Genomic DNA, 22,826 nt, shown 5'->3' on the forward strand with positions numbered 1-22,826 from the left:
ATCACGAGGGAAGACACCGTTTATGTTCAGCTATTGCACCGACCCAAGCACGCTGTCCGGCATCAGCTGGCTGTCGTGTTATCTGACAACCGCCAAACATATGGGATTGTATTGGTCCCTTGGTACGGTTTTGTTGCTTCTCGCTATTACGGCCCCGACTGCCCTTTTGTTCGGTTTTGCTGGTGCCACCGCCGCCCGTAGCAATATCCTGCCGTTTCGCTGGTTTGGGAAAACCTACATCTCGATCGTGCGCGGCATCCCTGACATTGCGTTCTTTTTGTTCTTCGTCATCGCGCTGGACCAGGTGTTCGAATACATTCGCCACCGCATCAAGTGCCCCGATTGGTCCGAACCGGTGCGCCAAGGCAATGACTTTGTTGTTTGCACGGCGGCCAAACTCCCGCTTGGCAACGCGCCACAGTGGATTCATGAAACATATGGATTTCTTTTGGCTGTTCTCACCTTTGCCATCGTGTTCGGGGCCTTTGCGGCCAACGTGTTGTTCGGGGCGATGCGCGCCGTGCCCCGCGCACAGATGGAAACGGCAGAGGCTTACGGCATGTCACGCAGACAGGCCACACGTCGCATTCTGATCCCCCAGATGTGGGTCTATGCGCTGCCCGGACTTTCGAACCTCTGGATGGTGCTGATCAAGGCGACGCCCCTTCTTTTTCTGCTGGGTGTCGAGGATATCGTCTATTGGTCGCGTGAACTTGGCGGCTCAAAAACCCCACAATTCACCGACTACCCCCACCCCGACTGGCGCATGTGGTATTTCTTCGGACTTCTGGTTTTCTATCTTTGCTTCACCAAAGTCAGTGAAGTTGTGCTTGATCGGATTATGGCGGGGCTCACCAAAGGACAGGCCACTGCCGCCGGTGAAGCACAGCGCAAGGCTGCGGCATGAGTTGCGCTCAAACCATCATGGACTATGGCCTGCGGGCCATCGGGATCGGCGAACGGCTGCTTCCACGCACTGATTTCACCCTGTGTCAGCAATTCACGCTGATCGGGTCGGGGATGATCTGGAACATCTACTTTGGCCTGCTCGCACTTGTCGCCGGGTTCTTCCTTGCGACTGCGGTCGCAATGGGAAAGGCTTCAACCAACCGGATCCTGCGCAAGATCAGCGAATGGTTCATTTTCATTTTCCGTGGTTCACCGCTCTTTATCCAGTTCTTCTTTGCCTATTTTCTGTTCCTCTCGCTCAAGTCGAGCTTTCCGATCTTCAGCCCGCTGACTTCTGCGACCTATGGCGCACTGGTGGTCCTGTTTCTAAATACAGCCGCCTACTCGGCCGAAATTTTCTATGGCGCGCTGCAATCCATCCCCAAGGGCGACACCGAAGCTGCTGATGCCTACGGTATTACCGGCTGGTCAAAATTTCGGCGGATCACCTATCCGACGATGCTGCGCCTTGCATGGCCCGCCTATACGAACGAAGCTATTTTTCTGTTTCACTCGACGACATTGGTTTTCTTTGCAGGCTTCCCGGCGTTGCAGCAAAAAGGCGACGCCCTTTATTACGCCAATTACTTTGCGGATAAGACGTTCAACCCGTTTGTGCCTTACCCGATCCTCGCATTCTACTTTATCCTCTTGACGCTGATCGTCATTGGGGTCTTTGGTCTGATAAATACGCGCCTGAACAGACACCTGCCGTCTGACAAGCGCGTCAAACTCAAGGTCCGTCCGCAGGTCATCCGATGAATTGGCTCGAACAGCACCCAGAGGTGCGCAACGTCCGCTGTGGTGCGGTCGACCTGAACGGTCAGGCCCGCGGCAAGCGGATGCCCCGGAAATTTGCCGCAAAACTGGAACAGGAAGGCACGCGCTTTCCGCTGTCCGTGTTGAACCTTGATATCTGGGGCGAAGACATCGACGACAGCCCGCTTGTTTTTGAAAGCGGCGATCCGGACGGTGTTCTGCTGCCGACGGAACGTGGCTATCTTCCAATGCCATGGCTGTCCGCGCCGACCGCCCTGCTGCCCCTTTGGTCGTTCCATGAAGACGGCACACCTTTTGCCGGTGATCCGCGTCACGCACTTGCAAATGTGGTGGCGCGCTATCGTGCGCTGGGGCTGACACCGGTCTGTGCGACCGAGATGGAATTCTATTTGGTTGACGATACCGGGCGCGAGATCCGTCAACCGCTTTCACCCCGTTCCGGCAAACGCCGTGCCGGAGCCGAAATCCTGAGTCTGCGCGCCCTTGATGCTTTCGATGTTTTCTTCAACGAGCTTTATGATGCTTGCGAAGACATGGATATCCCGGCAGAGGCCGCCATTTCCGAAGGTGGCGAAGGTCAATTCGAGGTGAACCTTTGCCACGTGCCTGACGCGCTGAAAGCCGCGGACGATGCATGGCTTTTCAAGATGCTGGTGCGGGGTCTGGCGCGCAATCACAACATGGCGGCCAGTTTCATGGCCAAACCCTATCCCGACTATGCCGGGAACGGGCTGCACACCCACTTCAGCGTGATTGACGCGGATGGAAAGAACATTTTTGCCGACGGAACCGATGACGGCACTGACACACTGAAACACGCTGTCGCCGGATGTTTGCACGGTATGGCAGACCTGTCGCTGATCTTTGCGCCCCACGGCAACAGCTTCGCACGGCTTGTGCCCGGCAGCCATGCGCCGACGTCGATTTGCTGGGGCTATGACAATCGCACGGCCTCTGTCCGTGTGCCCGGCGGGAACCCAGCGGCCAAACGCGTCGAACATCGCCTTGCCGGGGGGGACGTGAATCCTTACCTCTTCCTTGCCGCCGTGCTCGGGTCCGCGCTGATCGGGATCGAAGACAAGATGCAAGCGCCCGCACCGATCAAAGGAAACGCTTACGAGCAGAAGCTACCGCAGGTGCCGCACACGTGGTCTGGTGCGATCGACCGGTTCGAGAAAAGCGATATCGCGCACCGCATTTTCGGGGCGCAACTGGTCGACAACTTCACCCGCACAAAGCGGCAGGAACACTATCATTTTCAGGACCTGAGCGATGAAGAACAACTCGCGCTCTATCTCGATACCGTCTAATCTGCGCTTAGTGCGAATTCAGTAGGGCACACCATGCACATCGGCATTCTTCAAACCGGCCACGCTCCCGATGCTTTGATCGAATCGACAGGCGATTTCGGGGTGCTGTTCCAAAAACTGCTGGCCAACCAGGGTCTGACCTTCACCGTGTATTCGGTGGTTGATATGGAGTTTCCCGACGGACCAGAGGCAGCCGACGGCTGGCTTATTACCGGTTCGAAACATGGCGCCTACGAAGACCATCCGTTCATTCCCCCGCTCGAAGATCTAATCCGCGCGATCTATGCGGCTGACCGACCGCTCGTCGGCATCTGTTTCGGACATCAAATCATCGCACAAGCCCTTGGCGGAAAGGTCGAAAAGTTCGACAGCGGGTGGGCCGTTGGGCGACAGGTTTATGATTGGCAGGGCCAGCCTGTAACACTCAACGCGTGGCATCAGGATCAGATCGTGGCGAAACCCGATGACGCAACCGTATGTGCCACGAACGAGTTCTGCGAATACGCCGCACTGATTTACGGCAAGAAGGCATTCACAGTGCAGGCCCACCCGGAATTCGACAGTACCTTCATCGACCTGCTGGCGACACACCGTGGCCCCGGCGTCGTACCTGATGTCCAGCTTGCCGCGGTCAAGGACGGGCTCGACAAACCCAATGACAACGCATTGCTGGCTGCGCGCATCGGGCAGTTCTTTCGTGAAAGGTCCATCGCATGAGCTGGCAAACGAAAATTCCGCCTGCAGCACAGGCTTACCTCGAAAGCAACCGTCTGGACGAGGTCGAGTGCGTCATTGCCGATTTGCCCGGCATTGCGCGCGGCAAGGCCGTCCCCGCTGCAAAGTGGGAAAACCAGGCACATTTCCACTTGCCCAATTCGATCTTCTTTCAGACCATTACCGGCGATTGGGGTGAAGCCGCGGGACCTGATGGTTTTCTTGAACCTGATATGATCCTGAAGCCCGATCTTGCGACTGCCACCCCTGCCCCTTGGGCGGATGACGGAACGCTTCAGGTGATCCACGACGCGTTCGATCAGAAAGGGCGGCCCGTGGGCTGTGCGCCGCGCAACGTGTTGAAACGCGTCTGCGACCTATATGCCAAGGAAGGCTGGACGCCCGTCGTCGCACCCGAAATGGAATTCTACCTTGTCGGGCGCAATATCGATCCGGCCAAACCGATCGAACCAATGATGGGCCGCACAGGGCGTCCTGCGGCGGGGCGGCAAGCCTATTCGATGTCCGCCGTCGACGACTACGGCCCCGTCATCGACGACATCTACGAATTCGCCGAAATCCAAGGTATAGAAATCGACGGTATCACGCAGGAAGGCGGGGCTGGCCAGCTTGAAATCAACCTGCGGCACGGTGATCCCGTCGCACTCGCCGATCAGGTCTTTTATTTCAAACGACTCCTGCGTGAGGCCGCGCTGAGACATGACTGCTTTGCGACCTTCATGGCAAAACCGATCGAAGGCGAACCGGGCAGCGCGATGCATGTGCATCATTCCGTAATGGATGCAAAAGGCCAGAATATCTTTACCGGCAAAGGGGGCGGCGAAACCGACGCGTTCTTCCACTTCATTGGCGGCCTGCAGGAACATATGCCCAGCGTCATCGCCGTCATTGCGCCTTATGTGAACAGCTACCGCCGCTATGTCCGTGACCATGCAGCGCCAATCAATCTGGAATGGGGTCGCGACAACCGCACGACTGGCATCCGTATCCCGATTTCCGATCCCAGTGCGCGCCGCATCGAAAACCGGCTGGCGGGAATGGACTGCAACCCCTACCTTTGCATCGCTGCTTCGCTGGCTTGCGGTTATCTTGGTATGATGAATGAGACCCGCCCGGATAAACGCTGGCGTGGTGATGCCTACGAATCCGAAGATGACATTCCCCAAGGACTTTATGCCGCGTTGGAACTCTTTGACGAAGCAAAAGAAATGCACCAGGTGCTTGGCGAAGAATTTGCCCGGGTTTATTCCATCGTGAAGCGCACGGAATACGAGGAATTTCTACACGTCATCAGCCCTTGGGAACGGGAACACCTGCTGCTGAACGTGTGAGACCAACAGAAAGCTTTCATGAACCCTCTTTTCCGCAATGACCGCCGCGGCGAACATGCGCCAAGCTGGTATGCCGACAGCGCCGATATCCCGCCCCAGCGGCCCGCACTAAAGGGGCAGGAAACAGCCGATGTCTGCGTTGTCGGAGCCGGTTTCACAGGGCTGACAGCAGCACTACGTCTTGCAGACCGGGGCATGAAAGTCATCGTCCTCGAAGCACACCGCGCCGGTTTCGGGGCGTCCGGGCGCAATGGTGGTCAGGTCGGATCAGGCTTTAACCAGTCACAGCAATGGATTGCCCGCAAACTGGGTGACGGACCTGCCCGTGCGCTATGGGAGATGGCAGAGGAAGCGAAGGCCGACCTGCGCACGCTCGCCCCGCCAGAAGCGCGTTTCACGCCGGGCGTCGCTCATGGTGCCTATACAGAGGCAGAAGTCGATGAGGACAAGGCAGCCGCGGAATACCTTGCTGAGACCTACAGATACACACAGATTGCGACGCTCGATAAGACTGCGATACAGGATCTGATCCGTACGAAATCCTATGTCGGCGGGGTGCTTGATATGGGGGCAGGTCATATCCATCCGCTGCGCTATGTTCTGTCGCTTGCCAAACAAGCCGAAAGTGCGGGCGCGACGATCTTCGAAGGGTCCGACGTGCATCACATTGCCCAGGGCGATCCGGCCAAGGTGCAAACCGGTCAGGGTCATGTCATTGCGCGGCATGTCATTCTTGCAGGCAACGGCTATCTGCCGAATATCGCCCCGCAGGTGAATCAGCGCGTGATGCCGATCAACAGTTTCATTTGCGCGACCGAACCTTTGGGCAAGCGCGCTGCTGAAATCCTTACGCGTGATATTGCCGTTGCTGACAGCAAATTCGTGGTGAACTACTTTCGTTTGTCCGAAGACAAGCGATTGCTGTTTGGGGGGCGCGAAAGCTATGGGATTGGTTTTCCCAAGGACATCAGCACGAAACTGGTCTCCCGGATGTGCACGCTTTTCCCGCAACTCAAGGGCGTGCCGATCACGCATGTCTGGGGCGGCACACTTGGGATTACCATGTCGCGCCTGCCTGCCGTGCAGCGGATCACCCCGAACGTGTTGTCAGCGGCGGGCTTTTCAGGACATGGCGTCGCGCTATCGGGGTTTGCAGGCAAACTCATGGCCGAAGCGGTGGTGGGTCAGGCTGAACGCTTTGACGTCATGGCAAGCCTGCCGACACCGGCCTTCCCCGGCGGAACGCTGGCGCGCGCCCCACTTCTGACGCTCGCCATGACATGGTATGCGATGCGCGACCGCCTTGGTATCTGATCACAACAGTTGCATGTCGTCCTTGAGCCATGGCAGTGCTTTCACAGCCGGATCAACGATCATCGACTGAAGTTGCGGACGCAGGCGCTCAGCAATGCCAGCTGGCATCGTGCCCAGAACGTCCCGACGGGCAATCAGCGAAATGGTGCGCGACAGCGGTGCGAATGGCAAAGGCATCACATCGACCTGCGCGCGGAACCGGTCGGCACGCATCCAGCCAAGCGGGGTCATGATTGTCCACCCCGCCCCCTGCGCGACCATCGCCATGATCGCGTGATAGCTATCCAGCTCGAAACGGCGGGTCAGGTTCAGGTTCTGTTGGGCCAGATGATCGGCAATCATGCGTCCCATGTACTGTCGGGTGGAATAATGGATAAGGGACATGCGGCGTAACTGCTTGGCGCGATCTCCGTCCTTCAGCGCCCCGTGCGGCACCACAGCCACAAACGGTTCGGTCATCAGGGGATGGCGTTCGACCGTGTCTTTGCCCGGCCCTACATCGGCGGCGACTACGACATCCAGCGCACGCGCATCGAGCAGATCGACCAACTGGTGTGACGCGCCTGTTTCCAGCAGAAAGCGGCAGTTTTTCAGTTCTGTCGCCATTTGGGCAAGCAAGGCCGGCGTGACGTCGGCGTCAAAATCCTCGATCATGCCAAGTCGAAAGCGGGTCATACGTGACAGGTCAGCAAGTTTCAGATCGGCTTGCGCCTGTTCGGCCTCGTTCAGGATCGTATTGGCGCGGCGCAGAAACATCTCGCCCGCTGGCGTCAGGGTGACTGGGCGTGCACTGCGATCCATAAGCGACGTGCCAACAGCGCCTTCAAGGTTCGTGATCTGCTGGCTGACAGTAGCGGCAGACGCTCCTAGACGGCGGGCGGCGGCCGTGATCGAAGCTTCTTCCGCGGTCGCCACAAAGACCTCTATTCCCCACAAGGTGATCTTGGTTTGGCTCATCTTCGTCTCCCGCTCCCCGGTTTAACGCTAGCCGATATTTGGCGGATTGTAAGGGCAATCGGGCAAGCATAGTGTGATCGCAAGACTCACAGGAGAGCACCATGAACACCCAAACCCCACAAAGCTGGGAAGCCCGCGCCGATGCCCATTCCTTCTATGGTTTCACGGATCTGCCCACCGTTGCAGACCGCGGCACGATCGTTCTGACCCATGGCAAGGGGCCTTACGTTTATGACGTGCACGGGCGTGAATACCTTGATGGCAATTCGGGGCTCTGGAACATGGTGGCCGGATTTGACCACAAAGGCCTGACCGAAGCGGCAAAGGCGCAGTATGACAAATTTCCCGGATATCATGCGTTCTTTGGCCGGATGTCCGATCAGACGGTTATGCTGTCCGAAAAGCTGATCGAGGTGTCACCGTTCAACCGGGGCAAGGTGTTCTATACCAACTCAGGCTCTGAAGCGAACGACACGATGGTCAAGATGCTTTGGTTCCTCTGGGCAAGCGAAGGCCAACCGCAACGGCGCAAGATCCTGACCCGCGAAAACGGGTATCACGGGGTCACGGTCGTGTCGGCCTCGATGACCGGCAAACCCTATAACAGCGTTTTCGGTTTGCCACTTGATGGCTTCATCCACCTGTCCTGCCCGCACTACTGGCGTTTTGGCAAAGAGGGGGAAAGTGAGGCGCAGTTCACGAAGCGTATGGCCAAGGAACTGGAGGACACCATCAAGAAGGAGGGTCCAGAAACAATTGCCGGATTCTTTGCAGAACCGGTGATGGGCGCTGGCGGTGTCATTCCGCCATCAAAGGGATATTTCCAAGCGATCCAACCGATACTGAAGAGATACAACATCCCGCTGATCGCGGACGAGGTGATTACCGGTTTTGGCCGCACGGGTGAAACATGGGGCTGCGAAACCTATGATTTTGTGCCTGACGCGATTATCTCTTCCAAGAACCTGACTGCGGGCTTTTTCCCGATGGGTGCTGTCCTGCTTGGCCCCGACCTGACCGACCGTTTGCAAAAAGCCGCCGAAGAGATCGAGGAGTTTCCCCACGGGTTTACTGCGTCGGGCCATCCCGTTGGCTGTGCCATCGCGTTAAAAGCGATCGACGTTGTGCTGAACGAAGGCTTGCTCGACAATGTGCGCAAACTGACGCCCTTGTTCGAAGAAGGCATGGCACGGCTTGCAGAAAAGAAGAACATCGGCGAATGGCGCGGCAAGGGGCTGATGGGCGCGTTAGAGGCAGTGAAGGACAAGGATACCAAAACACCCTTTGACGGGTCGCTGTCCGTATCCGAACGCATTGCCAATGCCTGCACCGATCACGGGCTGATCTGCCGCCCGCTTGGCCAGGCGGTGGTGCTTTGCCCCGCATTCATCATGACACCGGCGCATATGGATGAGATGTTCAGCAAACTGGATAGCGCCCTCGACAAGGTCTTTGCAGAAGTCGGCTGATCATGTGCAACACGACCGGGCACGGTGAAAACCCTGTCCGGTCCGACGTAATCGGCTACTTGCCCATTTTGTTCAGTTTTTCCTGCAATGAAGCGAGCTGATCCTTGATATCGGTCAGATCGTCGCCCCCACCCTTTTTGGGCTCAGCACCAGGAGCACTGATGATCCCACCGGTCATCGCTTTGAAAAAAGCTTCCTGTTGGGCACGCATTGCTTCGAAACCTGGCATGGCAGCCATCGGGTTCGCCTTCGTCATGTTTTCCATCGCCTTGGACTGACCGTCGCGGAGCATCTCGAAACTGGCCTGCAGGAACTGCGGCACAACGCTTGCAGCCTGACTGGTGTAGCTGCGGACAAGATCCGTGAGCACATCCACCGGCAAAACGCTTTCGCCACGGCTTTCGTGTTCGGCAATGATCTGCAACAGGTATTGGCGGGTCAGATCGTCGCCAGACTTCAGATCAACAATCTGCACTTCGCGCCCTTCCCGGATAAAGGCGGCTATATCCTCTAGCGTGACGTAATCAGATGTCTCGGTATTATAGAGACGACGGCTGGCGTAGCGCTTGATCAGCAGTGGTTTGTCGGTTCCGGCCACGTGCGTCCCTCCCAAGACATATTGCAGTGCAGAGAAAGCCTATGCCGCGAATGCACAAAAGGAAAGGGAAACCGTGCCGCCGAATGTGCTGTCAATGGACCATATATTTCGGCGATACGTTTAGATTCAGTGCAAATTTGCGATGTGATGGGGCAAACAGGCGGTCATGACGGAAGGGCCAGCAGCTTGAATGTCCGTGAACGGACCCACAGCACAGCAAAGAAAAGTGCCGGTATGAGTGGCCAAAGCAGCAGGAAGATCGCGCTACCGTCAGGTCGTGCCAAGGTGTATCCGACCGCCTCAAAATAGCCTGCATGCGCATCCCATGGAAGGTTACGTTGAACGAACCCGTTGAAGACAAACGCGTTCACTCCGAAGATCAGCGTGAATATAGCGGACCACCCGAGATAGCCGCCGACACGCGCAGCGCTTTCGCGGTAGATTGCATACCAGATCGGTACCATGATTGCTGTCAACACAAGCAGGGCAAGCGCGCCGAAGATGGCAAAGAACGGACCCAAATCAATCATGCCTGTCTGGTGGGGCAGCTCGATCGCGACTAGCAGGGTAAAGGCGATGATAAACGCCCCCAGCGGTGCAGCGAGTGCCGAAAGAATAACGAAAATGAAGTGTGCTTTGGGGCGTTGTTGTTGCATGATCCTGTTCCATTGTGAGGCTACAGGATCGGATATACTAAAATCATGAACAACGTTCAATATCTATTATGAACGACGTTCAGTTACACTACGTCAAAAGAAAACGGGCCGCCAGATGGGCGACCCGTTGAAAGCGAGGTTCTGAGGGAGGGCAGAACCGATCAGCTTACTTTACTGTTGTTGCTTTCTTAGCAGCAGCAGTCACTTCTTCCGTTGCCTTCTTGGCAGCTTTGGTTGCTTCTTCGGACATGTCCTTGCCAGCAGCCATCATCAGTTCCATTGTCTGGGTCTGAACTTTTTTCGCGATCTCAGCGAAAGCAGCCATGTGCTCAGCAGCGGACTCAGCAGAAGCAGATGCGAAATCTGTGACGGACTTTGCGTAGTCTGCTGGCTCTGCTTTGGCCTTTGTCAGGTCCTGCATTTTCGTCAGCGTGTCAGCGGCCCACTTTGCGGACAGGTCTGTCGACTGCTGTGCGGCGCTGATGGAAACTGCGGACATTTTCTCAGCCAGAGTTGTCTGGGATTTGAAAGCGTCTTCCATTGCTTTCGTGTCAACTGGGAATGCACCCATGACGTCTTTGAAAGCAGCTGTGAAATCTTGTGTCTTAGCCATTGTCTTGTTCCTTCGGGTTGTAAGTTGCGGCAGGGAGGCACCGCTATTTCGTCTTGACCCTAAGTTAGATGCTGCAGTGCGGCATTTCAAGTATTTTCTGCACTGCAGCATAACTTTTTTCTGCATTTGCATAATGGCCTGATTTGATTGGTATATTCAACCATGCAACTGTCATGGGCGTTAGGAATAACGGCATTTGGCACTGAACCAAATCATCGGCCAGCGCTGGAATCAGGCATAGGCTGAGTCGGTGGAGCCTCGAAATGACAGCGATCTGGCATGTCTGGGCATCGTCGTTATTGTGCTGGCATCTGCATCACACCCTACCCGAGCCTTCCCGCTTTGTGACGGCATCTTGTAAAGACTGATGTTCGCGATCAGCTTATCTGGGTCCGGTAAAACTGTCCGCCGCACACCGATCGCTTGCGTTACCGCTTGGGCAATACGTAGGTGCCAGGCGCAGGCCCAAGCACCGGATGATCTGCGTCACCCGGTTCGCGTGCTGCAACCTGCTTGCCTGACTTATTCTTCAGCCAGCTTTCCCAACGCGGCCACCACGACCCTTCATGCTTGTCCGCATCAGCCTGCCAGTCCTCGGGAGACAGCCCCATTTCGGGGTTGGTGTAGTGACCGTATTTCACTTTTGTCGGTGGATTGATGATCCCGGCGATATGACCGCTTTCTGACAGGATGAATGTTTTTTCCTTGCTCCCCATCTTCTGAACGCCACGATAGCTGCTTTTCCAAGCGGCGATGTGGTCAGTTTCGCACGCAATCGCGCAGACGGGGACTGTCACATCTTTCAGATGAACCGTCGTGCCACAGACATCAAACCCCTCACCGCTTGCCAGCTTGTCGGCCTGACACAGCCCGCGCAGATATTCGACCGACATCTTGGCCGGCAGGTTTGTCCCATCCCCGTTCCAATAAAGCAGATCGAATGCGGGGGGAGCTTTGCCCATCATGTAGCTTTTGATCGCAGGGCCATAGATCAGGTCGTTCGAACGTAAAAAGCTGAAGGTCCGCGACATGTAATAGCTGTCGAGGATACCGTTGGCTTCCACCTCGGCCTCGATCCCGTCAACAAAATCGTCATCAAGGAAAACACCCACCTCGCCGCGATCCGAGAAATCGGTCAGCGTCGTGAAGAATGTCGCCGAATTGATCGATGTATCCTTGCGCTGCTTCATCAAGGCAAGCGTGATGTTCAGGGTGGTCCCGGCAATGCAATAGCCGACAGCATTCACCTTCTTGACGCCACAGATGTTCTTCACCTCGCGGATCGCTGTCAGATATCCGTCCTCGACGTATTCGCTCATGCCGGTCCCGCGATAGCTTGCATCCGGGTTGACCCAGGACACAATGAACAGCGTATATCCCTGATCCACGATCCATTTGATCAGCGAATTCTGCGGCTTCAGGTCCATGATGTAGAACTTGTTGATCCACGGCGGAAAGATGATCAGCGGCGTCTCGTGCACCTTTCCGGTTGTCGGCGCATACTGGATCAACTCGAACATGTGGTTGCGAAAGACCACGCTACCTTCGGTCGTGGCAAGATTTTCGCCCACCTTGAAGGCATCCCGGTCTGCGAGGGTCACAACCAGATCGCCGTCGTTCGCTTCCAGATCGGCAACAAGGTTTTCCAAACCCTTCACAAGGCTTTCGCCGTCGGTTTCGGCGGCGAGCGCCAGCGCTTCGGGATTGGTCGGCAGGAAATTCGTCGGGCTAAACATATCAACGATCTGCTGGCTGAAGTATTCCAGACGCTTCTTTTCGCCCGGTTCCAGATCATCAAGCTTTTCCACGGCGTCTTTCATCGCAGCGGCGTTCATGAGGTATTGCTGTTTGATGAAGTTGAAATAGGGGTTCGTGTCCCACAACTCGTGCGAAAACCGGCGATCCTTCGGGGTTTCGTCCGATGCAGGTTCCAGTTTGCCCTGGGCCAGCAAGTGCTGGGCCTCAACATAATGTTTGACCGATTTGGTCCAGTAACCCAGCTGATGTTCCAGCAATTTTGCCGGATTATTCATCATTCCGGCCCAATACGCGCCCGCGGCCTTGGCATAAAGTTCGCTGGACGGCCCCTGCAATGATGCAGGCACAGCACGCCCTTTGCCCATTGCGGTCAAAAGACGTTGGGTCAATTCCTCCACATGGGCAAGATTTGCCTCAAGTTTGGCAAGGTTTTTACCAGATGTTGCGTCTTTCGTGACATCATCGGTTGCCATAATGGAATCCTCGGCCTAGTTTGCAGGTGCAGCATTTTGTCTGCACTTGTCCCATCGGGAGACGAAATACAATGAAGTATATGCTAACCTACGACCTGATGGAAAGTATGCGCAATACTAACCAATGGTTGGGGGCCACCGCACGCGCCTACGCAAGCTATCCAATAATGTCTTGGGGCGCGAACCCCACGATTGACTGGCTCAAGGCGTGGGGCGAGGTGACAGAGCGCACTTTCAGCCGCATGGTCGTCAAGCCGGACTGGGGCATCCCGTCTGTTTCTATGGAAGATGGTAAAGACCACGACGTAAAGGTCGAGATGGTTCTGGAACGCGACTTCGGTGATCTGATCCATTTCAAGGTCGTCGGACGTCAGCCTATGGCACGCCGCGTGCTTTTGGTCGCACCGATGTCGGGCCACTACGCTACACTGCTGCGCAAAACAGTGATGAGCCTCCTGCCCGACTGCGACGTGTTTATCACCGATTGGCACAATGCCCGTGACATCCCGGTCAGCGCTGGCAAGTTCGACGTTGAGGACTACACACTTTATCTTGTCGACTTCATGAAAAAGCTCGGCAGTGATATTCACGTGGTCGCCGTCTGCCAGCCTGTCCCTCTCGCTTTGGCCGCCACGGCATATCTTGCCGAAGAAGACCCGACCGCTCAGCCCCGTTCATTGACGTTGATCGGCGGACCGGTCGACCCAGAGGCGAACCACACCGAAGTCACAGACTTTGGCCGGTCAGTCACCATGGGCCAGCTGGAAGAAACAATGATTCAGCGCGTCGGCTTCAAATACGCAGGCGTCGGCCGGATGGTCTATCCGGGGCTGCTACAGCTTGCATCATTCATTTCGATGAATGGCGAAACGCACGCCAACGCGTTCCGTGACCAGATCATCCGCACCGCCAAGGGCGAAGCCGCGGATCATGACAAGCACAACACCTTTTACGACGAATACCTTGCGGTCATGGACATGACGGCGGAGTTCTATCTTTCGACGGTGCAGCGCATTTTCAAAGACCGCGATATTGCGCGCAACGCTTTCGTCGTCGACGGCCGTCCCGTCGACATTTCAAAGATCACGACTGTCGCAGTCAAGATCGTCGAAGGCGAAAAAGATGATATCTCAGCCCCGGGCCAATGCCTTGCAGCACTTGGGCTGCTGACCGGCCTGCCGGAAAGCAAGAAAGCCGCACACCTTGAACCGGGTGCGGGTCACTACGGTATCTTTGCTGGTGGTAAGTGGCGCCGCAACATCCGCCCGCTGGTGCTCGACTTCATCGACGCCAACAGCGATGTGCCCAAACCGGCACGCCGCAAAAGCGGCAAGGTCGTCGCACTGAAATAGGACGCGCAGCCGCGCGTCCTGCCCCAAACAGATTGACCTACCGCAGCACCAGCGGTTGACGCATCCATGTTCGCAGGACGTGGTTGGTCAGCTCTGGCTGTTCCAGCGTTGGCAGATGCCCTGCGCCCGGAATAATCTCCAGCTTGGCGTAAGGCACGAGTTCGGCCAGAAACTCGTGACGGCGGGGCGGCAGCAAGCTGTCCTCTGCCCCGCAGACGACAAGTGTGGGCTGTTTGACGTTGCGCAGGGTACTTTGCTGATCTTTGCGTTTTTGCATGGCACGCGCCTGGCGCACGTAACCCTCGGCGCTGACGGCCTGCCCCATCGACGTTATCAGATTGGTGATACGCACGCGCTCTGGTCCTTCGGCCAGCCAATTGGGATTCATTTCCTGGTGGATCACATCACCAAAACGCCCCGACCGCGCCGCAACGATCAATGGCTCTCGGGCAGAGGCAGCTTGCGGGGTCTCTCCTTGGGCCGACGCGGAAATCAGTGCGATGCGGGTGATGCGGTCCGGTTGGCGGCGCAGCATTTCAAGCGCGACAGCCCCGCCCATTGACATGCCCGCGAGCGCGAATTTCGCGGGTGCGGCCCCGAGTATGTTGCTGGCAATCTCTTCGATCCGCTCGCCCGTGGATGTAGGTGCAAACATAACCGGCGTATCAAGTGACAGGTCTTCGAATTGGGGGGCGAACACGCGTGCGTCGCATAGCATCGGGGGTATCAGAACCAGTGGTTCATTGCTCATGTTCTGCCTCTGCTCTTTTTCCCCGCAGATTACAGAGACAGCCCTTGCGTGCAAGGCATCATGTCGCGAATTGGGCCAAGACTCGCCGCTGCATGGGAAGATAAACCAGCGCCAGTGCCGCGAGTGACACGAGCAGGATGAGCACTGGCAGGAGCGTGATAGCCCACTGCAACTGCCCCAATGCCTCTGGCGTCTGTATCGCCTGTCCTTCGGTGGTTTCCTGCCAACCCGCTGCGGCAAGGATCAGCCCCAAAAGCGCCGGTGCGATCGCATTGGCAAGCTTCTGCCCGAACAGCCAGATTGCGGAAAACGCGCCTTCGATTGCGGCGCCAGTTCTCGCGCGGGTGACGTCCATCAGGTCGGGGTAAATCGCCCAGGGGATTTGTTGATAGGATCCATTTGTCATGCCTGCCAGCACGAACAGCCCCGCGATGGCCGTCACGTTCACGGACGGTAGGCTGGCATTCAGGAAATAAAGCAGAACAGCATAAAGCCCGAGCCCGACCAGCAGCGCGTTCACCTTGCCAATTCGATGGGACAAAAGCACCCAGATTGCCTGACTAAGGATAGAGCCCAGCACAAAGGCCGCAAACATCAGGCTCAGCGTGCTCAACGCTCCAGCTGCACCGGACAACATCGTATCACCGCTATCGACGATCAGGTAAGTCGCTGCAAACGGCAGCCCCGCCGTGATGAGCGCAATCGCAAGCGTCATCAAACCATAAAGCAAAGCCAATACGATAAAGGGCTTGTTCGAGAACACCAACGCAAACATGCCGCCAAGGCTTTCACCGCTGGCTTCAGCACGAGGCGCGTTGCGCGTGGCAAACAGCGACAGCCAGATCGCCCCGACAATCAACGGGCAAACTATCAGTGCTGCCATCGCATAACCCAATGACCCGGCAAAGGCAGGGATCATCGCCCCACCGATAAGAATGCCAAGACTGGCGAAACCCATCCGCCAGCCGGTCATCGTAGATCGTTCGCGGCGGTCCTGTGTGATTTCGCCTGCTTGCGCACTGTAGGGGATGGCAACCATCGTAAAACCGATGGTGGCAAGCCCGAAAAACGCAATCACCCAAATCAGGTTTCCGGCCATACCGTATCCCGCAGGCACGGCAAAAAGACCTACCATCCCCGCACACATCACCAGCGCACCAAAGAACATCCAAGGCGCACGGCGGCCATGCCTGCTGATGGTGCGATCGCTAAAGTAGCCAATCAGAGGATCGGTGATCATATCAAAAACAAGCACACCGGTTGTCACAAAACCTGCGATGCCAACCGGCACGCCAAGGTAAGCTGTCAGGTAATTCAGGATCAAAAGCTGTTTGACCACGACAAAGACAACAATGCCCATGTCCGCAAGGCCCCAGCCCGCCTTCTGCCCTAGAGAAAGTGCCATGCGTGTCCCCCCGCTTTTGGCGGACGTTAAAGGGCAACCAACAATTTCAGAAAGCGAAACGTCGCGTCAGACGCAATTCGCATACTGATACGAAAACATGACCCAGCCGATGGTGACATAAGCCTGCGTCGCCAGTCCCACGGTCAGCGCCACGATCGGTATCACACGGCGGGCGCGAAAAAAGAACAGCATCAGCGCCACGATCAGGCATATCGCTGCAAACAGGAACGTCACACCGAAATAGCCGGCAGCAAGCAACCATTGCCCATTGTAGTCGAACACCAGTTGCGGGTCGTAAATGCGCATTGCAACCACGGCCATCCACGCCAGAACGCAAAACAACGCCCCGCCAGTTGCCCACATCGCGTTTCTTCGCGAGGCGCGCAGCCTTAAGGCGATTGCAATCAGCGCCAGTGCAGCGAGACACAAAGCTACAGTCGTCCAATCAAAACCGGGCATCGTCGGAAAATCAGAAGGTGGGAAGATGTCATCTGGAAAGGGCGACTCTCTCGACCCTGTGTCACCACAGTTCAGCACATCAATTGGCATGAACTGCCGCAATAGCGCTGCCGTCATAGGCACTGCCAGACAGCCGCACTGAAAAAGGTCCAGCAAACCGCCATGACGGTTACGCTGCCGGTGGACAGCAACATCAGGTTACGCTCTGTCTCCCAGCCGACTTCCCGCCAAACAAGGATGAAAGACACAAACAACATCGCAAAGACGCCCAGCAGATAGAAACTGAATTCGCCCACTGCGATGAAGTAGTTTCCGCCGTTCAGGAAGGTCTCGAAACTGGGTGTGTTCTGATAGACGTCGTTGGCCTGATAGCCCAGAAACGCTGTAACACAGACGAAAGACACCGCGATCAGCATCATGGGGACGGTCTTCGCAACCTCGCGCCACCAAAGCACCGTCGCCATTAGCATCGACGCGGCGGCCATGCAGATCAGGAACAGCGGAATTGTAACCGGACGCACCTCTTGCAAGGTATCCTGACGCGCCCAAGGGTCAGCAAGCAGCCCCGGCGCATGACATCCCTGAAATGCGAACAACAGGAACGTCGGAACTGTATCGGTGGCTTCCATGGGTTGTCAGGTCCGGGCTATGACCTCTTCTACCGAGGCCGTGATCAATGCCAAACATGTATCATCTGAAAACCGGTGGTCAGCCCCATCGACCAGTGTCAGGCGCATATCGGGACTTTCGGCGTGTTCCAAAAGCCGCAATGCCACAGTCATTTTCACATCCTCATCCGCCGTTCCCTGCAAAAAGCGCACAGGGAAATCCAATGTCAGCGGCGCGCGCAAGACAAGCCGGTCGCGCCCTTCTTCGATCAGACGCCGCGTGATGATGTAGGGATCGCCGTAATCGGATGGCAGCGCGATCTGCCCGTCGTCCATCAACTGGCGACGCTGCTCATCGCTTGCATCTGCCCACATGCTGTCTTCGGTGAAATCGGGGGCAGCAGCAATCGTGACAAGGCCTGCAATCCTCTCAGGCATCTCGCGTGCCACCAGAAGCGAGATCCAACCGCCCATGGACGAGCCGACCAGAATGATTGGCCCGGCAAGCAATCCAATGGCAGCACAGGCGTCCTCGAACCAGTCACCGATGGACCCGTCCACAAAGGCTTCACTGCTTTCGCCGTGACCTGAATAGTCGAATCGCAGAAATGCACGGCCCGATTTCTGCGCCCAGTCTTCCAGATAGACCGCTTTCGTGCCGCCCATGTCGGATTTGAACCCGCCCAGAAAGACGACAGCAGGCCCCGTCCCGTCCGTCAGATGATAAGCAATCTTGCGCCCCTGTGGCGTGTTAAGAAATTCAGCCATCCTGTACCTCGTCCAGACCACGGGCCAACCCCGCACCGCCAAGACACATCACAGCAAACACCCCGATGACAAGGGGGACATTGATCGTGGCCAGACTGGCAAATGCAGCCCCTGCCGCGATCAGAGCCAGCCCGACCAGCGTATTTGACACAGCAGTAAAGGCGGCGCGCTGGTCTTCGGGGGCCATGTCGACCAAATGGGTGGACCGACCCTGCCGAACCCCGTGATAAGAGATCATCAGTCCGAACAAGAGAGCTGGCACCAAAAACGGCGTATTCGCCCAGTCGAGCAGACCGACGAGGGCCACTGCCGAAAGGATGGCCCCACCCGCGAGACCGGACAGTTGCAAAACCACGCGCGACGAGCGGTCCGACAAACGCCCCCAGACATAGGAGGATAGAAAAGACGCCGCAGACGAGGCCAGAACCATGACCCCCAACGCACCAAGCGCACCCTGCCCTTGCAGCATCACCAGATACGGCGGTGCCAGCGCCGTACCGACCAGCAAACTGCGCACGATGATAAAGCGGGTCAGCTGCGGATATTCACGCAACAATGCAAACTGCGCAGCACTTCCATCAGGTTCGGCTGGATTATCTTCCTCGACCAAAGTCGCGAATATCGCTGACGCCATGATCCAGAACAGTGCGGCACAAAAGATTGCGCCGATGACCAAAACATAGCGATCGACCCAGCCAGTGATCAGCAACAGCGCGAACAGGATCACACCGGCGGATGCGACAGAACTTGCCGTCCCAGTGGCAGTGCCACGGCGCGCGGTGGCGACAGTCTTGCCCAGCACGTCCTTGTAGCTGGCTGAGCACACGGAACGCGCCAGTGCCAAAACGGCAAGCAATGCAACAACGACGATCCCCGCGGTGCGGCCTGACAGCGTCAGTCCTGCAACCGCGATACCAGCGGCACAGATGCCCTGCACAGCTACCCCACCGGCCCAAGCCCACTTGCGGCGATGCATCCGTGCGATTCGCGGTGCGGTGAAAATTTGCGGTAAAAGTGCAAGCGATTCCCGAACCGGGACAAGTAATCCAGTCCAGAATGCCCCTGCACCAAGGTGGGTCAGCAGCCATGACAGAACGAGCTTGGGATCGATCAAGCCGTCTGCGATCTTGCTGCCGCTCAGGCTTAGAATATGTCGGATGAAATTCAGTGGTTCGGCCTTGATCGCCTTATCAGAAAGGCCTTTCGCCTGATCCGGGGTCTCAGTCAGCCCCTCGAATACCGCATCTGCAATCTTGGTCGATGACATGGAAAATCCCCTCTGGTCGTGATCAGGAACCTAGAGGCAATGTCCAGCTTGTCACGTTACCCTATTGTCACGTGACTACAAAGTCACCTATAGTGATCCGCATGGATGCAATTTTCAAAGCCCTCAACGATCCCGCCCGTCGCGACCTGCTCGACAGTTTGCGTCGAAAGGACGGGCAATCGCTTTCGGACCTCGAAACCGTGCTGTCGATGTCGCGCTTTGGCGTGATGAAGCACCTCAAGGTCCTGGAAGAGGCCGGTCTGGTCCTTACCCGCAAGGAGGGCCGGTTCAAATACCACTATCTCAACATCGTTCCCTTGCAGGACGTTATGGACCGGTGGGCCGCACCATTTCTTCAGCGCCAAGCCCGCGCACTGACCGAATTGAAACAGAAACTAGAAAGAGACACGCATATGGGAAAACCTGATTTCATGATGCAGACCTTCATCGGATGCACGCAGGACGCGCTTTGGGCGGCCTTGACCGAAGCCGACAAAATGGCCGCATATCACTTTGCCTGCAATGTGGTCGAAGGTAACGCGCTGGTCGATGAGGCCACGACATTCATCCGCCCGGATGGCAGCGCGATGCTGCGGCAGGTGACAACGGCGGTTGACCCGAAAACCCGGATCGCAATGACGTTTGAGCCACTTTTCATGGGCCCCGACGCCCCTGCGTCACACATGGTCTATCTCATCGAACCGCAGGGCGACATGTGCAAGCTGACGATCGAACACTACGACATGGCCCCCGGTCAGGAAGGCTTTGCCGAAGGCTGGGCCCGTCTGGCGTCGTCACTGAAAACCTATCTCGAAACCGGAACCGGCCTCAAAGCCGCGATGTAATGTAAGGAGTTGATCCCATGGATATTTTTCCAACCGAACTTGGCATTCTGACCTGCCTCGGCCTCTTGGCCGCATCGCTTTGGATTCCGTATATCGCAGGCGCGGCCAGTGCGAATTTGCCCGCCGATGCGCCTGACGGATTCACCCGGATCGCCAATCCGTTGCTGCACAAACCCTGGGTACAGCGGGCCTATCGCGCCCACCTCAACCTGTTGGAACAACTCGTGCCATTTGCTCTGCTCGTCCTCCTTGTGGATCGGGTCAACGGGTTCAGCGCCCTGACCTACTGGACCGCCATCGCCTTTTTCTGGCTGCGGGTCGCGCACGCGGTCGGCTACATCACAGGCTGGGCCGGTTTTCCGATCCGCCCCATAATTTTTACACTGGGATGGGTCTGCTGTTTGCTGATGGGATATGCGGTCTTTGCCGCACGGCTAGCCTGATCACATCAATAGCCACCGCCGGATGTCCAGCGGTGGCTTTGCATCTCAAGTTATTTGTCGCCAATCGCAGTGATGCTGACGAAGCCAGTCTCGGCATTGTCTAGCTGCAACGTATCGGCCGCGAAAATTTCGACAATATCTTCGTCAGGACCAAAGAATTCCGCTTCACCTGCCAGGTTTTGCAATGTCAGTGTGTTCCCGGCCTGATCGCTCAGGTGACCAGAGATGCCGACTGCAAGCAAATCTGAAAAAACCGGATCTGGACCACGCGCCTCGAAATCAAGCGTGCCGGAAACCGCCCCCCCGCTTTCAATCTGCTTGATGTCAAAGTCGTCTTCGTCGGTATCGATACCAAATATCTCAGACGCATTCGCGATCTCGATAAAATCCGTCGCAGAACCGTTCAGTTCGCCACGCTGAAAATCGACATCTGCCTCGAACGACCCAACGGCGATCGAGTCAACGGACGTGTCTGCGCCCTCGTCAGAAGGATCACCTGTTCCGACCACGACCAGCGACACCCCGGAGTAGCTCGCGTCGCCGTTATCCGGTAACGCGCCAAATTCGTCATCGTTGATGAATGTCTCGATCCGGTCAGAGATATCTTCACCGGTTGTCAGGAACGCCTGCAATTGCGCCGTCTGCTCAGGTGTTCCGGCATTGGTGTTCGAATTGGTCGAAGATCCACCACAGGCTGCGGTGAAAGCGATCGCGCCAAGCGGCAAAATTGTCGCAAGTTTCATAGGTCGTCCTTTTGTAGAATGAATGCAGCATACTAGAACAGCACGCGCGATTTCAGACTAAGCAAAGGGACGTTCGGGTCAACCTGATAGTGACGTAAAATCAATGTGTTACCAGAGAGCCACGCCAAATGGATGCGGCGAAGCAACAGGCGTCTTTCAGCCGCCGACGTAAACGTTCGCCTGCGGCCGATAGAATATCTTCTGGTGGTGCAAACGACCAAGAAGTTCCTCGTTCTCGCGTTGGTCCTGTTCGATTACACGGATGCTTTCGAAGTGGGCCGGATTCTGGTCTGACAAGGCAAGCCGCATGTTCGACAACTCCCGTCCGCGCGCGCGCAGCGCCTCTTCAATCAAGTCAACGTCATGAAGGCTTAGATCAAAAGAACGGTTGTAGCGCGGCATATCAATCCCCAGTTTTGCGACGTTTCCGATTGGAAACCTGATGTCGTATTTAAACGCCATCAGGTCGCAGTCAACGTATATCTGGGTATACCGCGCAAGGGCACTTTAGTCTTCGACGATCCAGACACCTTCGAACCCGACCGCGCTGGCACCCGAACGGGTTGCGTCGCCGCCGACAATTCCGGTCATCAGCTCACCGTCATCTCCGGCAAATGTCGCAACTGCGATACCGTCAATTGTCCGGCGGCCAGATTCGAATTGGGCGCTGCCGCTGACCTCTGCAATACCGATCACTTCTTCATCGCCGTCGAACCGTCCATCGCTGATTGTGACGCTCCCTGATGCACGTTGTTGGGACAGATTGTAGAAGTTGTCCGCCTTCCCCGAGAATGTGTTGCTGCGAAAGTTCACGTCTATCCTTGCGTCACCAAGCACACCGTCCGGGCGGTCTGTATCAAGAATAATGCCAAACACACCGTCGTACGTGCTGCTGCCTGATGGCAGGTCAGCCATTGGCGTCGGGTCTGCGCGGTCAAGTTTCTGCGCGAGCGTCTCTGCCCGGCTTTCAATTGAACTGAAGCTTGACCCTCCCGAACCGGACCCACCACACGCGGCCAGGGCAACAAGTGAAACGAAAGCAACAAAGTGATGAGGGCGTGTTGAGAATGTCATACGAAAGATACTGTCCTTGAGAGGGGCGCGTGCGCCTGTTTTTTTGATTGAGCGCAACCCTTGCCATTTTCGCCCAATGGTTGCAACGCGAGGTCCGCGTTGACAGGCCCATTCCCCTTTGCCATTACGCATCAACACCACACCCGCAACCCGGCGTTTCGTAGGCGCC

At 56.6% G+C, this 22,826-nt stretch carries 24 protein-coding genes; 10 read left to right on the forward strand and 14 right to left on the reverse strand.

Annotated features, from left to right (window positions below; translation table 11 throughout):
* The first annotated feature begins 22 nt into the window (after positions 1-22).
* Genes BMY44_RS08455 through BMY44_RS08480 form a run of 6 tightly spaced genes read left to right on the forward strand, consistent with a single transcriptional unit; the run spans position 23 to position 6,418 of the window.
* Positions 23-907: an ABC transporter permease gene (locus BMY44_RS08455; RefSeq protein WP_089992736.1), complete on the forward strand. Its 885-nt coding sequence runs from the start codon at positions 23-25 to the stop codon at positions 905-907.
* Positions 904-1,710, forward strand: coding sequence for an ABC transporter permease (locus tag BMY44_RS08460; protein ID WP_089992738.1), 807 nt, complete (start codon positions 904-906; stop codon positions 1,708-1,710). The genes BMY44_RS08455 and BMY44_RS08460 overlap by 4 nt, the downstream gene beginning before the upstream one ends.
* Positions 1,707-3,038 (forward strand): glutamine synthetase family protein, encoded by a 1,332-nt coding sequence (locus BMY44_RS08465; protein WP_089992741.1) that lies wholly within the window; start codon positions 1,707-1,709, stop codon positions 3,036-3,038. Before BMY44_RS08460 ends, BMY44_RS08465 begins: the two co-directional genes overlap by 4 nt.
* A gap of 33 nt (positions 3,039-3,071) precedes the next feature.
* Positions 3,072-3,755, forward strand: a complete 684-nt coding sequence (locus BMY44_RS08470; RefSeq protein WP_089992744.1) for a type 1 glutamine amidotransferase — start codon at positions 3,072-3,074, stop codon at positions 3,753-3,755.
* Complete coding sequence (locus BMY44_RS08475) at positions 3,752-5,104, forward strand: glutamine synthetase family protein (protein WP_089992746.1); 1,353 nt, start codon at positions 3,752-3,754, stop codon at positions 5,102-5,104. The genes BMY44_RS08470 and BMY44_RS08475 overlap by 4 nt, the downstream gene beginning before the upstream one ends.
* Before the next feature lie 18 nt (positions 5,105-5,122).
* On the forward strand, positions 5,123-6,418 hold the full coding sequence (locus BMY44_RS08480; protein WP_089992749.1) for an NAD(P)/FAD-dependent oxidoreductase: 1,296 nt from the start codon (positions 5,123-5,125) through the stop codon (positions 6,416-6,418).
* Here BMY44_RS08480 and BMY44_RS08485 read toward each other — a convergent pair whose 3' ends face one another.
* Complete coding sequence (locus BMY44_RS08485; RefSeq protein WP_089992751.1) at positions 6,419-7,375, reverse strand: LysR family transcriptional regulator; 957 nt, start codon at positions 7,373-7,375, stop codon at positions 6,419-6,421.
* A 101-nt stretch (positions 7,376-7,476) separates the two neighbouring features.
* Between BMY44_RS08485 and BMY44_RS08490 the strand changes: the two genes are divergently transcribed.
* Complete coding sequence (locus BMY44_RS08490; protein ID WP_089992754.1) at positions 7,477-8,844, forward strand: aminotransferase; 1,368 nt, start codon at positions 7,477-7,479, stop codon at positions 8,842-8,844.
* 55 nt (positions 8,845-8,899) lie between these two features.
* Here BMY44_RS08490 and phaR read toward each other — a convergent pair whose 3' ends face one another.
* The 4 genes from phaR to BMY44_RS08510 form a co-directional block, all read right to left on the reverse strand.
* Positions 8,900-9,442: a polyhydroxyalkanoate synthesis repressor PhaR gene (phaR, locus tag BMY44_RS08495; protein ID WP_089992756.1), complete on the reverse strand. Its 543-nt coding sequence runs from the start codon at positions 9,440-9,442 to the stop codon at positions 8,900-8,902.
* 164 nt (positions 9,443-9,606) lie between these two features.
* Positions 9,607-10,098, reverse strand: a complete 492-nt coding sequence (locus tag BMY44_RS08500; RefSeq protein ID WP_089992758.1) for a hypothetical protein — start codon at positions 10,096-10,098, stop codon at positions 9,607-9,609.
* Between the two features lie 166 nt (positions 10,099-10,264).
* The gene (locus tag BMY44_RS08505; RefSeq protein WP_089992761.1) at positions 10,265-10,711 is read right to left on the reverse strand and encodes a Phasin; all 447 of its coding nucleotides are present in this window, start codon (positions 10,709-10,711) and stop codon (positions 10,265-10,267) included.
* Positions 10,712-11,139: 428 nt separating this feature from the next.
* Positions 11,140-12,942, reverse strand: a complete 1,803-nt coding sequence (locus BMY44_RS08510; RefSeq protein WP_089992764.1) for a PHA/PHB synthase family protein — start codon at positions 12,940-12,942, stop codon at positions 11,140-11,142.
* A gap of 71 nt (positions 12,943-13,013) precedes the next feature.
* Here BMY44_RS08510 and phaZ point away from each other — a divergent pair, with 71 nt between their 5' ends.
* Complete coding sequence (phaZ, locus tag BMY44_RS08515) at positions 13,014-14,294, forward strand: polyhydroxyalkanoate depolymerase (RefSeq protein ID WP_089992766.1); 1,281 nt, start codon at positions 13,014-13,016, stop codon at positions 14,292-14,294.
* A gap of 37 nt (positions 14,295-14,331) precedes the next feature.
* On the opposite strand, the gene BMY44_RS08520 is transcribed toward phaZ, so the two are convergent.
* The 6 genes from BMY44_RS08520 to BMY44_RS08545 all read right to left on the reverse strand — a co-directional run bounded on the left by BMY44_RS08520 (position 14,332) and on the right by BMY44_RS08545 (position 19,552).
* Positions 14,332-15,045: an alpha/beta fold hydrolase gene (locus tag BMY44_RS08520; protein ID WP_089992769.1), complete on the reverse strand. Its 714-nt coding sequence runs from the start codon at positions 15,043-15,045 to the stop codon at positions 14,332-14,334.
* A 58-nt stretch (positions 15,046-15,103) separates the two neighbouring features.
* On the reverse strand, positions 15,104-16,450 hold the full coding sequence (locus tag BMY44_RS08525) for an MFS transporter (RefSeq protein ID WP_089992772.1): 1,347 nt from the start codon (positions 16,448-16,450) through the stop codon (positions 15,104-15,106).
* Between the two features lie 66 nt (positions 16,451-16,516).
* Positions 16,517-17,026 carry a hypothetical protein gene (locus tag BMY44_RS08530; RefSeq protein WP_089992775.1) on the reverse strand — a complete coding sequence of 170 codons (510 nt, stop codon included), beginning with the start codon at positions 17,024-17,026 and terminating at the stop codon, positions 16,517-16,519.
* Positions 17,023-17,538 carry a hypothetical protein gene (locus tag BMY44_RS08535; protein WP_089992777.1) on the reverse strand — a complete coding sequence of 172 codons (516 nt, stop codon included), beginning with the start codon at positions 17,536-17,538 and terminating at the stop codon, positions 17,023-17,025. Before BMY44_RS08535 ends, BMY44_RS08530 begins: the two co-directional genes overlap by 4 nt.
* A gap of 6 nt (positions 17,539-17,544) precedes the next feature.
* Entirely contained in the window at positions 17,545-18,285 is a 741-nt protein-coding gene (locus BMY44_RS08540) for an alpha/beta hydrolase (protein ID WP_089992779.1), read from the reverse strand.
* The gene (locus BMY44_RS08545) at positions 18,278-19,552 is read right to left on the reverse strand and encodes an MFS transporter (protein WP_089992783.1); all 1,275 of its coding nucleotides are present in this window, start codon (positions 19,550-19,552) and stop codon (positions 18,278-18,280) included. Before BMY44_RS08545 ends, BMY44_RS08540 begins: the two co-directional genes overlap by 8 nt.
* Before the next feature lie 101 nt (positions 19,553-19,653).
* Here BMY44_RS08545 and BMY44_RS08550 point away from each other — a divergent pair, with 101 nt between their 5' ends.
* Positions 19,654-20,397: an ArsR/SmtB family transcription factor gene (locus BMY44_RS08550; RefSeq protein WP_089992785.1), complete on the forward strand. Its 744-nt coding sequence runs from the start codon at positions 19,654-19,656 to the stop codon at positions 20,395-20,397.
* A gap of 17 nt (positions 20,398-20,414) precedes the next feature.
* On the forward strand, positions 20,415-20,840 hold the full coding sequence (locus BMY44_RS08555; protein WP_089992788.1) for an MAPEG family protein: 426 nt from the start codon (positions 20,415-20,417) through the stop codon (positions 20,838-20,840).
* Between the two features lie 50 nt (positions 20,841-20,890).
* Here the strand turns inward: BMY44_RS08555 and BMY44_RS08560 are convergent, their stop codons facing one another.
* The 3 genes from BMY44_RS08560 to BMY44_RS08570 all read right to left on the reverse strand — a co-directional run bounded on the left by BMY44_RS08560 (position 20,891) and on the right by BMY44_RS08570 (position 22,657).
* Positions 20,891-21,583, reverse strand: coding sequence for a hypothetical protein (locus BMY44_RS08560; protein ID WP_089992791.1), 693 nt, complete (start codon positions 21,581-21,583; stop codon positions 20,891-20,893).
* Between the two features lie 156 nt (positions 21,584-21,739).
* Entirely contained in the window at positions 21,740-22,045 is a 306-nt protein-coding gene (locus tag BMY44_RS08565) for a hypothetical protein (protein WP_242650505.1), read from the reverse strand.
* 45 nt (positions 22,046-22,090) lie between these two features.
* Positions 22,091-22,657 carry a hypothetical protein gene (locus BMY44_RS08570; RefSeq protein WP_089992793.1) on the reverse strand — a complete coding sequence of 189 codons (567 nt, stop codon included), beginning with the start codon at positions 22,655-22,657 and terminating at the stop codon, positions 22,091-22,093.
* Positions 22,658-22,826: the final 169 nt, after the last annotated feature.

The sequence above is a fragment of the Cognatiyoonia koreensis genome (assembly GCF_900109295.1).
Classification (GTDB): Bacteria; Pseudomonadota; Alphaproteobacteria; order Rhodobacterales; family Rhodobacteraceae; genus Cognatiyoonia; species Cognatiyoonia koreensis.